This is a genomic window from Pseudomonadota bacterium, assembly GCA_016719885.1.
Classification (GTDB): domain Bacteria; phylum Pseudomonadota; class Gammaproteobacteria.
In genome coordinates this window covers 63,732-78,508 of the sequence record JADJYF010000018.1, presented here as the reverse complement: position 1 = coordinate 78,508, position 14,777 = coordinate 63,732, and the positions used below count along the sequence as shown (strand labels likewise).

The following is a 14,777-nucleotide window of genomic DNA, read 5'->3' as shown; positions in this document are numbered from 1 at the left end:
CTCTCAGGCCGCCTCGACCTCTACCGCGACGCCGTTCAGCACGGCGTTGCCCGACGGACCTTCCAACACGCCTTCGGTGAGATCGTTTGCGCTCGCGCCGCCGACGCCGTTGGCGACCGTCAGGCGCGTACCGGCGAGACCATGGCCGTAGCCATGGGGCAGGCTCACCACGCCTGGCGCGATGGCGCTGGTCACCGCCAGGGGCACCACCACGCTGGCCGCGGCGCTGCGGATGCGTACCGCGCCGCCATCGTCGAGCCCACGCCGACGCGCATCGTCGGGATGCATGTGCAATACGCAGCTCGCATGGCCGGTGGCCAGCGACGGCAGGTTGTGCAGCCACGAATTGTTGGACTGGAATTCGCGACGGCCGATCAGCAGCAGTGCATCGCCAGGCGCTTGTTCCAGCACTTCGCGGCGCAGGCGCGCGAGCTCACCGGTGATGACGTCCGACACCAGTTCGATGCGACCACTCGGCGTTTTCAGCAGGCCCGGCAGGCGCGCTTGCAGGGGGCCGAAGTCGATGCCGTGGGGATGCTCGCGCAGCCGCGCCAGCGACAGGCCGTCGGCGCGTCGTCCGAAGCCTTCGCCCTCGGCGCCAGTGCGCAGCAGGAAGTCGAGAATGCGTTCGCAGGGCGTGTCACCGTCGAGGCTCGCCAGCACCTCGTCGAGCTCGCGTCCGGCCAGCAGTGATTGCGGGTGCGTGGCTTCCCTCTGCACGAGTTCGGCCAGCAGTTCCTTATCGATGATGCCGGCGTCGGCGCCGGCGCCTTCGCCGCGCACGATCAAGGCGAGACGCGCGAGGATCGCGGACTCCGACAGGCCCGGCGGGTCGAACACCGCCGGCGAGTAGTTGGCGATGGCGCGCACCGACAGGCGATAGAAGAACAAGTCGTAATGCGCGCGCTCCAGCGCCGAGGGCGGCGGCAGGATGACGTCGGCATGGCGCGAGGTTTCGTTGAGATAGAGGTCGACGCTGACCATGAATTCGAGCCCGGCGAGCGCCGCCGCCAGGCGCGAACCGTCGGGCGTCGACAGCACCGGGTTGCCGGCCACCGTCAGCAGCGCGCGCACCTGGCCGCGACCCGGCGTCGTGATCTCGTCGGCGAGCGTCGCCACCGGCAGTTCGCTCATCACTTCGCCGTGGCCATGCACGCGCGAACGCCAACGTGAGTAGCGAAAGCCCGCGCCGCTGCCGGTTTCGCGCACGCGCTCATGTACGCCGCGCGGAAACATCACGCCGCCGCGCCGATCGAGGTTGCCGGTCAACACGTTCAGCAATTCGGTGGCCCATGCGGCCAGCGTGCCGAAGCGCGCCGCGTGGGTGCCGAAGCGCGCATACACCGCGGCGGCGGGGCTGGCCACCAGTTCCCGCGCGAGTCGCTCGGTGTGCTCGGCGGCGATGCCGCAGTGCGCGGCCACGGCGCGCGGCGTGAAGGGCGCCAGGAGTTCTCGCAAAGGTTCCAGGCCACTCGTGATCTTGGCCAGGCGGTCGGGCTTGGCCAGGCGTTCGAACACGATCACGCGCGCCACTGCCAGCAGCCACAGCGCGTCGGTACCGGGACGGATGGCGTGATGTTCATCGGCATGCGCCGCGGTGCGCGTACGGCGCGGATCGAGTACCACCAGCTTGCCGCCACGCTTGCGCAGCGCTTTCAGACGCGCCGGCAGGTTGGGCGCGGTCCACAGGCTGCCGTTCGACTCCCAGGGATTGGCGCCGAGCATGAGCAGGAACTGGCAGTGATCGACATCGGGCACCGGCAGCGCCTGCGGGTCGCCGAACAAGAGGCCGCTCACCAGGTGCTTGGGCATCTGGTCGACGGTCGAGGCGGAATAGAAATTCTGGGTGGCGAGCGCGCGGATCAGCGGGCGCAGGTAGAGATTGGCGCCGAGATTGTGTGACACGGGGTTGCCGGCATAGAGCGCCACCGCGTTGCGATCGCCGCGCGCAAGGATAGGTGCGAGACCGGCCTCGACGGCGGCGAAGGCTTCGTCCCAGCTCGCTTCGCGAAAGCCCGTCGCGGTCTTGACCAGGGGTTGGCGCAGGCGGTCGGGATCGTCGTGCAGTTCACCGAGCGCCACGCCCTTCGGACACAGGTAGCCGGCGCTGAACACATCGTCCCGATCGCCGCGTACGCGCAGCACGCGCTCGCCATGAACGGTCAGTTCGAGGCCGCAGGTGGCCTCACACAGGGGACAGGTGCGATGGACGACGCGCTCGCCGGCGCTGGCATTGGACATCGGGGATCTCCGCGTGACGGGGTGTCACGCGAGGATTATACCCACAGGGTCGGCGGCGCTTGCCGCGGTCAGGATTCGCCGGCGGCGTGACGCAAACCGTCCTGCGGCAAGCGCAGCAGCGTCGGCGTGGGGCTCACCGGCGGCAGCGTGTCCAGCACCGCGATCGGCGCGCCGGCGAATCGTTCGACATCGGCCGCCGGCAGCGGCCGGCTGATCCAGTAGCCCTGGATCTGATCGCAGTTGAACTGGCGCAGCAAGAGCGCCTGTTCGCGCGTTTCCACGCCTTCGGCCACCACGTCGAGGTTGAGCTTGTGCGCCATCGCGATGATGGCGGTGATGATGGCCTGGTCGTTGGCGTCGCCTTCCATGTCACGCACGAAACTGCGGTCGATCTTGAGGCTGTTGATGGCGAAACGCTTGAGATAGCTGAGCGACGAATAGCCGGTGCCGAAATCGTCGATCGAGAGGCTCAAGCCCATTGCCTTCAGGCTGTCGAGAATGCGACCGGGGCCATCGCTGTCTTCCATCAACACCGATTCGGTCAATTCGAGTTCGAGCTGCGAGGCGGGCAGTTGGTTGGCCGCCAGTACCTCGCCGACCAGGGTCGCGAAGTTCTTTTCCTTGACCTGGCGCAGCGACAGGTTGATGGCCACACGCACGCCTTCGAGCGCCGTGCCATTCCAGGCGCGCATCTGCCGACAGGCGCGTTTCAAGATCCATTCGCCCAGTGGCACGATGAGACCGGTTTCCTCGGCCAGCGGAATGAACTCCATGGGGCTGACCAGGCCCTTTTCCGGATCGGCCCAGCGCACCAGCGCTTCGAGGCCGATGAGCCGGTTGTTGCAGAGGTCTATCTGTGGCTGGTAGTGGAGTTCGAACTGTTCCTGTTCGATGGCCTTGCGCAGCCGCCCTTCGAGAGACAAGCGATCACGCGCCCGCGCATTCATCTCCTTCATGTAGAAGCTGTAGTTATTACGGCCGTGTTGCTTGGCGTCGTACATCGCCGCATCGGCATTGCGCAACAGGGTGTCGGCGTCGGCGCCGTCGTCCGGAAACATCGCGATGCCGATGCTGGAGGTGACGAACAGTTCATCGGAGCCCAGTTTGAACGGCGCCACGAAGGCGTCCTGCAGGCGCCGTGCGACGCGCGCCACGCCGTAGGCATCGTCGAGGTCGTTCAACACCAGCACGAATTCGTCGCCGCCGAAACGCGCGATGGCATGCGCCGCTTCCGACCGCTCTCCGCCGGCGCGTTGCGCGCCGCGCATGAGCATGTCCGAAGCGCGCACGCATTCGCCGAGACGTTGCGCGGTCTCGCCGAGCAACAGGTCGCCGGCGCCGTGGCCGAGCGTGTCATTGATACGCTTGAAGTGATCGAGATCGAAATACAGCACCGCCAGCTGTTTGTGGCGACGCACCGCCGCGGCCAGCGCGCTGGCCAGGTAGTCCTGCAGGTAGGCGCGGTTCGGCAGGCCGGTGACCTGGTCGTAATAGGCCAGGCGTCGAATCTTCTGCTCGGATTCGCTGCGCTGTTGCTCGTTGGATCTGAGCGCCGAGCGCATGGCGTCGAAGCTCGCCGTCAGGCTGCCGATCTCGTCGCTGCGCGCGGGTGGCAGCGGGGTGTCGAAGTCGCGCTCGGCCAGGCGGCTGGCCGCCACCTGCAGCGCCACTATCGGGCGCGCCAGCGAGCGCGCGAAAGCCAGGCCGGCCGCGGTCGACACCAGCAGGAACACGATGCCGAAGGCAATGAAACGGTCGCGCAGCTCCAGCACGCCGGCGTCGGCCGTGGCGGTCGAGACCAGGGTGTGCATGAGCCACGGGCGTCCGAGGCCGCCGCCGTCGGCCGCCACCGCCGTGCCTATCAGGTAAGCGCGACCGTCGAATTCACCCATGCTGAGGCCCGCGCTGTCGGGCAGCGAGGCATAGGCGCTCGGTTCGGCGCCGATGGTGTCGTAAAGCGGCACGGCGTTGCGCGGATCGCGCAACAGCAGGCGACGGTCGCGGTCCTGGCGAGCGCCGAGCACGCTGAGACTGTGCAGGTCGTCACTCACCCGGTTCCAGTCGATGACGCCGATGAGGGCGCCGATGATGGCGTGCTGGTCGTAATCGGCGCGTATCGGCTCGGCGATGGTCAGCGCCTTGCTGCCGGAGATCGACGAATGCTCGATGTCGCTGCGATAGGCGCCGCGCGCGCTGGCGGCGCGGAACGCGGCGGAATCGCCAAGGTCGAGACCGATGTAGGCGGTACGGGTGGCGGCCACCACGCGGCCGTGATCGTTCAAGGCCAGGATCTCGGTGAAATTCGACGACTGGCGCGCCAGCCGCGCGAGTTCGCGCGAGGCGTCGCCTTGCTCGTCGTCGGTGAGCACGTCCTGGATGATGTGCAGGTTGCTCCAGGTGGCGAGATCGGCGGCGGCGTCCGTCACGAACTGGCTGACGGTCGCCAGTTCGCTGCGCGCGGCCGACAGCAGCTGGCTGTCGAGCTCTTCGCGCAGGGTGGTGCGCGAGGAATAGAAGGTCAGCACCGCCATGCCCAGCATGGGAATGCTGGACAGGGCCAGCGCCCACGCCGCGGTGCGTACACCGAGTCTCATGACAGGGGCCTCGCCGCCGCCGCGCGGAATGCCATCGAAGCGCTCAGGCACAGGCCGACCGGCCGTTGGCTGGTGTTGCTGATTTTCATTGTGCTGATGAGGGATGCGCGGTGGTCTTGCGACATCCGCGTGCTCTCCTTGGGCCTCGTGTCCATGGTCGAAAACTAGCGACGCGACCCTGGAATCCTTGAACAAATCGGCGGAACTTCGCGCATTTTCGACCATGCTCATGGCAGCAAGGGCTACTTCGACGGCAATTTCTGCCCGAAAAAGGGGAGGTCGCCCACGGCATGGACGAGCGGGCATAATGCGGCTCGCGGTCAGCGAACCGCCAACCACACCACCGAATCTTGATTGAAGGGGAGAGCGACATGGCCGCGAGTGGACCATTGGTCGGATACAAAGTCATCGAACTGGCGGGCATAGGCCCGAATCCGATGTGCGCAATGATGCTGGCGGACATGGGCGCCGAAGTGATCCGCGTCGACCGCGTGACGGACGCCGGGCTCGGCATCGCCATGGACGCCAAGTTCTCGGTGCTCGATCGCGGCCGCCGCTCGATCGCGGTCGATCTCAAGCAGCCGGCCGGCGTCGAGCTGGTGCTGCGCCTGGTGGCCGGCGCCGACGCTTTGATCGAAGGTTTCCGTCCCGGCGTCACCGAGCGTCTCGGTCTCGGGCCGGACGAGTGCTGGAAGCGCAATCCCAAGCTGGTCTATGGCCGCGTCACCGGCTGGGGCCAGTTCGGCCCGCTGGCCAAGGCCGCCGGCCACGACGTCAACTACATCTCCTTGACCGGCGCCGCCTATGCCATCGGCAAGGCCGATGCGCCGCCGACCCCGCCGCTCAACCTGGTCGGTGACTTCGGTGGCGGCGGCATGCTGCTCGCGGTAGGCGTGCTGGCGGCGCTGCTCGAAGCGCAGAAGTCCGGCAAGGGCCAGGTGGTGGACGCCGCCATGACCGACGGCGCGTCGATCCTGATGGCGGCGCTGTACGGCATGCACGCCAGCGGCCTGTTCACCGACCAGCGCGAAGCCAACATCCTCGACGGCGGCGCGCACTTCTACGACACCTACGAGACCAAGGACGGCAAGTACATCTCGATCGCTTCGATCGAGACCAAGTTCTACGAGGAATTCCAGCAGCGCACCGGATTTTCCGATCCCGGCAACAAGGATCACAAGGACCGTACGCGCTGGGCGAGCCGCGCCGAGGACATGAAGGCCTTGTTCCTGACCAAGACCCGCGACGAATGGTGCGAAGTGCTGGAAGGCACCGATGTGTGCTTCGGGCCGGTGCTGTCGATGAGCGAAGCGCCGAGCCATCCGCACAATGTCGCGCGCCAGACCTTCGTCGAAGTGGGCGGCGTCACGCAGCCGGCGCCCGCGCCGCGCTTCAGCCGCACGCCGGGCGAGATCCAGAAGCCGCCGTCCAAGGATGGCGCGGATACCGAAGCGGTGCTCAAGGACTGGGGTTTCTCGACGGACGAGATAGGCAAGCTCAAGGCCAACCGCACGGTGACCTGAGGGGTCGCCATGGAGCATTGTGGGTCCGACTTCAGTCGGACATTCAATGGCGCAGCCGTTGAAGATTTGGCAGCAATGTCAGACTGAAGTCTGACCCACAAACAGTCGGGTCGCGAGGTCCACCATCACCATGTCCTCACTCGATCTCCATAGCTACCCCGCCGCCACCAGCTTGGTCGCCGCCATCGCGCGTCGCGAACTCGGCGTGGAGGAATTGCTGCGTGCGACGCTGGCGCGCATCGATGACGTCAATCCCAAGGTCAACGCCATCGTCACGCTCGATAGCGAAGCGGCGCTCGCCACCGCGCGGCAGATGGACAAGGAAGGTCCGGCCGCGCATCAGGCCTTGTTCGGCCTGCCCATCGCCATCAAGGATCTCGCACTGACGCGCGGCATGCGCACCACTTTCGGCTCGCCTCTGTTCGCCGATTTCGTGCCTGACCAGGACGATCTGTTCGTATCGCGTCTGCGCGCCGCCGGCGCCATCATTCTCGGCAAGACCAACACGCCCGAGTTCGGCGCCGGTTCGCAGACCTTCAACCGCGTGTTCGGCGCCACGCGCAACCCCTACGATTTTTCGCGGACCTGTGGCGGCAGCAGCGGCGGCGCGGCGGTGGCGCTGGCGACCGGTATGACGGCGCTTGCCGATGGCAGCGACCTCGGCGGCTCACTGCGCAATCCCGCCGCGTTCTGCAACGTGGTCGGCATGCGGCCCTCACCGGGGCGTGTGCCGAGCTGGCCGCGCCTGATGTCGAGCGAACCGCTGGCCGTGCAGGGGCCGATGGCGCGCAATACCAGCGACTGCGCGCTGCTGCTGTCGGCCATGGCCGGGCCCGATGCACGCGTGCCGATAGCGCTCACCGAGCCGGGTGCAAACTTTCGCGTGCCGCTGACGCGCGATTTGAAAGGCCTGCGCGTGGCCTGGAGCCCGACCCTCGGCCAGTTCGAGGTCGAGCGGGAAATCGTCAGCGTGCTCGAAGCCGCGCTGCCGACCTTCAGCGCGCTGGGCTGCGAAGTGGAAGGCGCCAGTCCCGATCTCGCCGACGCCGATGAAGTGTTCCGCACGCTGCGCGCCTGGCAATTCGCCGCGCGCTTCGGGCCCGACTTCGAGCGCATGCGCCCGCATCTGAAAGACACCGTGGTGTGGAACATCGAGCAGGGACTGGCGCTGACGCTGGCCGATGTCACGCAGGCCGAGATCAAGCGCAGCCAGATCATCGCGCGCATCGCCGCCTTCTTCGAACACTACGATTTCCTGCTGTGCCCGACCACCCAGGTGCCGCCGTTTGCCATCGAACAGGAGTGGGTGAGTAGCATCAATGGCCGCGAGCTCGCGACCTATCTCGACTGGATGGGGGTGTGTTACGCCATCACCGTGACCGGCTGTCCGGCGCTATCAGTGCCGGCGGGATTCACCGCCAGCGGCCTGCCGGTGGGCCTGCAGATCGTGGGCCGGCGCTGGGCGGATCTCGAGGTGCTGCAGCTCGCCCATGGCTTCGAGTGCGCGACGCGTCACGGGGAGCGCCGGCCGGTACTGGTTTGAATGTCAGACTGAAGGAAGCTCTGAATAAGCTACTGCGCTGCTCGGGCGCGGTGTCGCGTGCTCGCTCGCTCCTCGCCTATCTATCTGATATGTCTCGTCGCTCGCTGCGCGGCTCCTAGCGCGCGAGCATGCTCGCTACGCTTATTCAGAGCTTCCTGAAGTCTGACCCACAGGCCAATCTCTTCTTCCTTGTGGGTCAGACTTTAGTCTGACATTCCATCAGCTCCTCAAATTTCTAGCTGAGTACCGATTTCCACCACCCTGTCGGTCGGAATGCGGAAGAATTCGTAGGCCGACATCGCGTTCTTGCTCATGAAGGCGAACAGCCTTTCCCGCCATAGCGCCATGCCGTGCTTCAAGGTCGGCACGATCACTTCGCGGCTGAGATAGAACGTGGTTTCCATCATCTTCAGGTGGTGGCCGTATTGCTTGAGCTCGGCCAGGGCTTCCGGCAGGTCGGGATGCTCCATGAAGCCGAAGCGCACCACCAGGCGGTAAAAGCCGTGGCCGAGGATGGTGTATTCCACGCGCTCCTCGCGCGTCACGTAGGGTGTGTCGGTGGTGACGATGGTCACCAGGAACACGCGCTCGTGCAGGATCTTGTTGTGCTTGAGATTGTGCAGCAGCGCGGTCGGCGCGCCGAAGCGGCTGCCGGTCATGAACACCGCCACGCCTTCGACGCGATGGATCTCGTTGACCGACATCAACAGCGCATCGAGCGGCACGCTCTGCTCGACCATCTTGTCGAACACCAGCGCACGGCCGCGCTTCCAGGTGGTCAGTACCGTGAACGAGCCGAGGCCCACCACCAGCGGGAACCAGCCGCCCTGCAGGATCTTGAGCGAGTTGGACGCCAGGAAACAGAAATCGATGGCCAACAGGAAGCCGCACAGCGTGGCAATCTGCCAACGTGGCCATTTCCAGATCAAGATCATCACGAAAGTGATGAGGATGGTATCGATGAGCATGGTGCCGGTGACGGCGATGCCGTAGGCGGCGGCGAGGTTGCTGGAGGATTGGAATCCGATGACCAGCGCCATCACCGCGAGGTACAGCGTCCAGTTGGTGAAGGGCACGTAGATCTGTCCTTGCGCGTGGCCCGAGGTGTGCACGATCTGCATACGTGGCAGGTAGCCGAGTTGAATGGCCTGGCGTGCCACCGAGAACGCGCCCGAGATCACGGCCTGCGACGCGATCACCGTCGCCATCGTCGCCAGCACCACCAGCGGCACCAGCGCCCAGTCCGGCGCCAGCAGGAAGAACGGATTCTCCAGCGCGTCGGGATTGGCCAGCAGCAGCGCGCCCTGGCCGAAGTAGTTGAGCAGCAGCGCCGGCATGACGAAGGTGAACCAGCTCAGGCGGATGGGCCTGCGGCCGAAATGGCCCATGTCGGTATACAGCGCCTCGCCTCCGGTCACCGCCAGCACCACCGCACCGAGGCCGAGGAAGGTCTGGTGCGGATGGGCGACAATGAGCTTGATGGCGTAGAGCGGGTTGATGGCATAGAGCACGGCCGGATTGCTGATGATCTGGCGCGCGCCGAGCAGCGCAAGGGTCGCGAACCACAGGCACATGATCGGGCCGAACCACAAGCCGACCGTGCCGGTGCCGCGTTTCTGGATCCAGAACAGGCCGGTCAGGATCGCGGCCGTGGTGGGGATCACCGCCGGGCCGAAATGCGGCGCGATGATTTTCATGCCTTCCACCGCGCTCAACACCGAGATGGCCGGCGTGATCATGCTGTCGCCGTAGAACAGCGCGGCGGCGAAGATGCCGAGCACGCCGACCACCCACACCCGTCGCTTGGAGTTCTTGAGCGCGTCGGCCACCAGCGCCAGCAAGGCGAGGCTGCCGCCTTCGCCGCGGTTGTCGGCGCGCATGATCAAGGTCACGTACTTGATGGTGACCAGCATCATCACGGCCCAGAAGATCAGCGACAGCACGCCGAGCACGCGCGGTTCATCGAGGCCCAGGGCATGGCTGCCGCTCAGGGTCTCCTTCAGGGCGTAGAGGGGGCTGGTGCCGATGTCGCCGTAGACCACACCGATGGCGCCGAGCATCAGCGCCTTCAATTCTTTCTTGTCGTGCATCCCGGCTCCCACGCGGCGGCACTCTGGGAGCCGCGTGTCCTGTCGTTCAACCGTTACTCGTAAACTGCATCGCGCAGTCGGCCATGGCCACGCACTACGCGGCCGGCATGCCCGAATCGGCAGCGGTCCGCGTCGGCCGTCCTCGTGAACGGTCGCAGAACATCGGCAGTGTGGGGCAATTCGAGCCTGTCGAGTTGACCGCCATCACGCCGGTGTCTGTTTTTCGGACACACTTCCTCGTAGCTTGAATCGCCGGTGGTGCTATGGAAGTATCCAGCGCTCCGGTGGCGTCAGCCACCGTCGCCGTATCGAACCAGGCCATCACCATGAGTCAATCCAAGTCCGAAGCGCAGGCCGGCAGCGCCGCGCGCCGCACCACACCCTCCGGTATCGAGGTCCCCGCCGTGGCGACACCCGCCATGCGCCGTGCTCCCGACGATTCGGCGCCGGGAGAATACCCCTTTACGCGGGGTATTTTCGAGGACGGCTATCGTGGGCGGCTGTGGACCTTCCGCCAGTACTCGGGCTTCGGCAGCGCCGAGGAGTCCAACGAACGCTATCGATTCCTGTTGGAACGCGGCCAGACCGGCCTGTCGGTGGCGCTCGACCTGCCCACCCAGTGTGGCTACGACCCCATCGACCCGATGGCCCGCTCGGAAGTCGGCAAGGTCGGTGTATCGATCTCCAACCTGTCGGACATGGAAACCCTGTTCCGCGACATCGATTTATCCAAGGTCTCGACCTCGTTCACCATCAACGGCACGGCGGCGATGATTTTCGCCATGTACCTCGCCGCCGCCGACAAGGCCGGTGTGCCGCGCGCCAAGCTGACCGGCACCATCCAGAATGACATCCTCAAGGAATACGTGGCGCGCGGCACCTGGATCTTCCCGGTGCGGCCGGCGCTGCGCCTGGTGGCGGACAGCATCGTGTACGCCAACCAGGAAGCGCCACGCTTCAATCCCATCAGCATCGCCGGCGCCCACGTGCGTGACGCCGGCTCGAGCGCGGTCGAGGAAATGGGCTTCACGCTTGCCAACGGCCTGGCCTACGTCGACGAATTGCTGTCGCGCGGCGCTGACCTCGAACGCTTCGCCCAGAGCCTGTCGTTCTTCTTCTACGTGCATATGAATTTTTTCGAGGAAGTCGCCAAGTTCCGCGCCGCGCGCCGGCTGTGGGCGCGGCTCATGAAGGAGCGCTATGGCGCGCGCACCGAGCGTGCTCAGCAATTTCGTTTCGGCGTGGTGTGTGGCGGCTCGTCGCTGACCGCCGCGCAGCCTTACAACAACGTGGTGCGCGTCGCCGTCGAGACCATGGCCGCGACCTTGGGCGGCGCGCAGTCGGTGTTCACCTGCGCCTACGACGAAGCGTTCCAGCTGCCGACCGAACAAAGCGCGGAACTTGCCCTGCGCACCCAGCAGGTGATCGCCTACGAGAGCGGCATCGCCGACAGCGTTGACCCGCTGGGCGGCAGCCACTATGTCGAATACCTGACTGATGAAATGGAAGTCGCCATCGAAGGCGTGATCCGCGAAATAGCCGACTATGGCGGCGTGGTGAAGGCCATCGAGGACGGCTACCTGCAACGACGCATCGCGCGCAGCGCCCACGAGCGCAAGTCGCGTATCGATTCCGGCGAGTCGGTGGTGGTGGGCGTCAATCGCTTCAAGAACGACAAGGAAGACAAGCAGGTCGGTGAAGTCTTCGCGAGCAGTGCCAGCACTTCGGCCGAGGTCATGCGCAAGTACGAGAAGATCCGCGACGAGCGCGACGCCGCCGCCGCCGAGCGCGCGCTCGCCACGCTCGACAAGGCCGCGCGCGACCACAGTGAAAATCTCATGCCCTACCTCGTCGACTGCTGCCACGCCTACGTGACCGTCGGTGAAATGGTCGAGCGCTTGAAACAGCAATGGGGCGAATTCGTGGAACCGGTGAAACTCTGATGACGACGCAACTGCAGGGTAAACGCATTCTCATCGCCAAGCCCGGCCTGGACGGCCACGACGTCGGCGCCAAGGTCATCGCCCTGGCCCTGCGCGATGCCGGCGCCGAGGTGATCTACACCGGGCTGCGCAAGACGCCCGATTACATCGCGCGGGTCGCGGCCGAGGAAAACGTCGACGCGGTCGGCTTGAGCATCCTGTCGGGCAGTCACCTCGAATTGGTCAAACTCACCGCCGAGGCCTTGAAGCGTGAACACGCCGACGACGTCGCGCTGTTCGTCGGCGGCACCATTCCGCGCGCCGACTGGGACGCGCTCAAGGACAGCGGCGTCGACTGCGTGTTCGACAGCGAGATGAGCCTCGCCGAGGTGGTGAACGAGGTCGCGCGGAGGCTCGCGTGACGTTCGCCGAGGCGCCGCGCGCGCCCATCAATCGCCGCGCGCTGGGTCGCGCGCTGTCGCGCATCGCCGACGCCAGCGTCGCCGAGGCGCTGGCGGTGCTGGACGGCGAAGCGCAGCCGGCGCGCGACGTGTGGCGCTGTGGCATCACCGGCCCGGCGGGCGTCGGCAAGAGTTCGCTGGTCGGGCGTTTCGTCAACGCACGGCTCGCGCATGCGCGTCGCGTCGGCGTGGTCGCCATTGACCCCAGCAGTCCCTACAGCCAGGGCGCGATCCTCGGCGATCGCATCCGTATCGACGCCCATGGCGACGACGCCGAGCTGTTCGTGCGTTCGCTGGCCAGCCGCCGCGCGCGCGACGGCCTGGCCGACAATATCGCCAACGTGCTGGCGCTGCTCGAAACCCACGATTTCGACGATGTGATCGTCGAGACCGTCGGTGCGGGCCAGAGCCAGTACGAAGTGCGCGAGTTGGTTGACACCCTGGTGGTGGTGCTGATGCCCGGCGCGGGCGACATGGTGCAGGCGGTCAAGGCCGGCATCCTCGAGACCGGCGACATCTACGTCATCAACAAGGCGGATCGGCCGGGCGCCAAGGAGATGGTCGCCGAAATAGCCTCGGTGCTGCGTCATTCGCAGGGCAGCGACGACTGGCAGCCGCCGGTGGTGCTGGCCTCGGCCCTGGCCGGTGACGGCATCACTGAACTCGATGCCGCCTGCGAGGCGCATCGCGCGTGGCGCGCGCGCCATCTCGACCCGACGGCGGCGCGGCGCGCGCGACGCCGGGCCCATGTGCGCGCGCTGGTAACGCGGCGTTTGGCCGAAGTCACGGAGGCCGGCGACGACGCGCTATGGGACGCCGACGTCGCCAGCGCCTATCATGCGGTGGTGGCCGGCTTGGAATATCCGCCGCGATAAACCATCTTCCATGGGAGAGGGCGGGTCGCAGGCTCGCCGTGCCAGCCGCCCGAAATGTCTGCTCCCGTCGCGGCGCGCCGCGATCCGTCGCTGCCTTTCGACCGTAGAACCTCAACTTGTGAATGCGCCGCCCGACCGGCGCCTATCGGAGAAGTGGTGTTGTTCAGTTACGTTGATAAATCAATCCGCGTTCAACTCGAGAGCGACCGCCTGCTGGTCACCCTCGACCGCAATGCCGAGGTGGTGCCTTCGGGCGCGGCCGGCGCATTCATTTCGGTGCTGGGCCCGGTGCCGATACCGCGCCTGATCGCCGGCGAGGAAGTGATGCTGGAGTGGTATCCCTTCGTGCGCCGCACCGAGCTGTCGGCGGTGCAAGACGCCGCGCGCGATGGCGGCGCCGAGGCCATCCGCGAGTTGATGCACAGCTCGATGTCGGTCAACTCGGTGTTCGCTCTACCGGGCTTTCGCGACGCACGCGCGCCGCTGGTGCGCATCCATTCGTGCTGCCTGACCGGCGATGTGTTCGGTTCGCGGCGCTGCGACTGCGGTCCGCAGCTGGACAGCGCCTTCGAACAGATCAAGGCCGACGGCGAGGGCGCGGTGGTGTACATGAGCGGCCACGAAGGGCGCGGTATCGGCCTGTGGGCCAAGGCCGTCACCTACCTGCTGCAGGACGGCGGCCACAACACCTACCAGGCCAATACCGCGCTCGGCCTGCCGGAAGATTCCCGCGATTTCAGTGATGCCGCCATCGTGCTGCGGCATCTGCTCGGCGGCCGCGCCATCCGCCTGTTGTCCAACAACCCGGACAAGCGCCGCCAGCTCGAAGACAACGGCCAGCCGGTCAGCGCCACGGTGTCCCTGGTAGTCGGCGTGTGCGAGCACAACCTGCGCTACATGCGCGCCAAGCGCGCCAAGGGCCACATGATGCCGGAGGATTTGTAACCGCGGTCTTCTTCGAAGGTGCGAATTCATTCGCACATTCGGTGACGCGGCTGGGTGCCTCGCGCTGCATCCAATGTGCGAATGAATTCGCACCTACCGGTTGATATATCCCTCGATATCCGCCACCGACACCAGGCCATCGATGTAGGCGCGCAGTGCGCCCTTGGCGTCGTACAGCAAATAGGTCGGCGTGCCGGTGAACTTCTCGCCGGTGGTGCGCTGGTACTTGTCGATGAAGTCGTCGGGGTCGGCCAGCACGCTTGGAAAATTCTGCTGGTGGGCGGCCTGGTAGGCTTTGACCTTTTCGCCCTCGCCGTAGCCGTCCAGTGACACGCCGAGCACGGTGGCGTCCTTGTCCTTGTGTTTGCCGTGGAACTCGGAGATGAGCGGATACTGCTTGCGGCACGCGCCGCAGTAGGTGGTCCACACCATGACCAGCGTCCACTTGTCCTTGGCGAGGAATTCGCCGAGCCCGGCGCGGCGACCGTCCAGGCCCTGCACTTCCACGCCGCCGGCATGGACGGCGACAGGCAGCAGCAGCGCGGCGCACAACAGGGCGATGAATGCGTGAGGTTTCATGGGC

At 66.1% G+C, this 14,777-nt stretch carries 10 protein-coding genes; 6 read left to right on the top strand and 4 right to left on the bottom strand.

What is annotated here, in order from left to right; all coding sequences use genetic code 11:
- Positions 1–3 precede the first annotated feature (3 nt).
- Positions 4–2,241, bottom strand: coding sequence for a molybdopterin-dependent oxidoreductase (locus IPM80_18310; protein MBK8960307.1), 2,238 nt, complete (start codon positions 2,239–2,241; stop codon positions 4–6).
- Positions 2,242–2,309: 68 nt separating this feature from the next.
- Positions 2,310–4,835: an EAL domain-containing protein gene (locus tag IPM80_18305; protein ID MBK8960306.1), complete on the bottom strand. Its 2,526-nt coding sequence runs from the start codon at positions 4,833–4,835 to the stop codon at positions 2,310–2,312.
- A gap of 371 nt (positions 4,836–5,206) precedes the next feature.
- Between IPM80_18305 and IPM80_18300 the strand changes: the two genes are divergently transcribed.
- Complete coding sequence (locus IPM80_18300; protein ID MBK8960305.1) at positions 5,207–6,358, top strand: CoA transferase; 1,152 nt, start codon at positions 5,207–5,209, stop codon at positions 6,356–6,358.
- Between the two features lie 130 nt (positions 6,359–6,488).
- The gene (locus IPM80_18295) at positions 6,489–7,901 is read left to right on the top strand and encodes an amidase (GenBank protein MBK8960304.1); all 1,413 of its coding nucleotides are present in this window, start codon (positions 6,489–6,491) and stop codon (positions 7,899–7,901) included.
- Between the two features lie 227 nt (positions 7,902–8,128).
- On the opposite strand, the gene IPM80_18290 is transcribed toward IPM80_18295, so the two are convergent.
- Positions 8,129–9,991, bottom strand: coding sequence for a potassium transporter Kup (locus tag IPM80_18290; protein MBK8960303.1), 1,863 nt, complete (start codon positions 9,989–9,991; stop codon positions 8,129–8,131).
- Between the two features lie 326 nt (positions 9,992–10,317).
- Between IPM80_18290 and IPM80_18285 the strand changes: the two genes are divergently transcribed.
- The 4 genes from IPM80_18285 (at position 10,318) to IPM80_18270 (ending at position 14,194) form a co-directional block, all read left to right on the top strand.
- Positions 10,318–11,934 (top strand): methylmalonyl-CoA mutase, encoded by a 1,617-nt coding sequence (locus tag IPM80_18285; protein MBK8960302.1) that lies wholly within the window; start codon positions 10,318–10,320, stop codon positions 11,932–11,934.
- Complete coding sequence (locus IPM80_18280; protein MBK8960301.1) at positions 11,934–12,335, top strand: cobalamin-dependent protein; 402 nt, start codon at positions 11,934–11,936, stop codon at positions 12,333–12,335. Before IPM80_18285 ends, IPM80_18280 begins: the two co-directional genes overlap by 1 nt.
- Positions 12,332–13,249 carry a hypothetical protein gene (locus tag IPM80_18275; protein MBK8960300.1) on the top strand — a complete coding sequence of 306 codons (918 nt, stop codon included), beginning with the start codon at positions 12,332–12,334 and terminating at the stop codon, positions 13,247–13,249. Before IPM80_18280 ends, IPM80_18275 begins: the two co-directional genes overlap by 4 nt.
- Positions 13,250–13,408: 159 nt before the next feature.
- On the top strand, positions 13,409–14,194 hold the full coding sequence (locus tag IPM80_18270) for a GTP cyclohydrolase II (GenBank protein MBK8960299.1): 786 nt from the start codon (positions 13,409–13,411) through the stop codon (positions 14,192–14,194).
- A gap of 93 nt (positions 14,195–14,287) precedes the next feature.
- Here the strand turns inward: IPM80_18270 and IPM80_18265 are convergent, their stop codons facing one another.
- Positions 14,288–14,773, bottom strand: coding sequence for a TlpA family protein disulfide reductase (locus tag IPM80_18265; GenBank protein ID MBK8960298.1), 486 nt, complete (start codon positions 14,771–14,773; stop codon positions 14,288–14,290).
- Between the last annotated feature and the right edge of the window lie 4 nt (positions 14,774–14,777).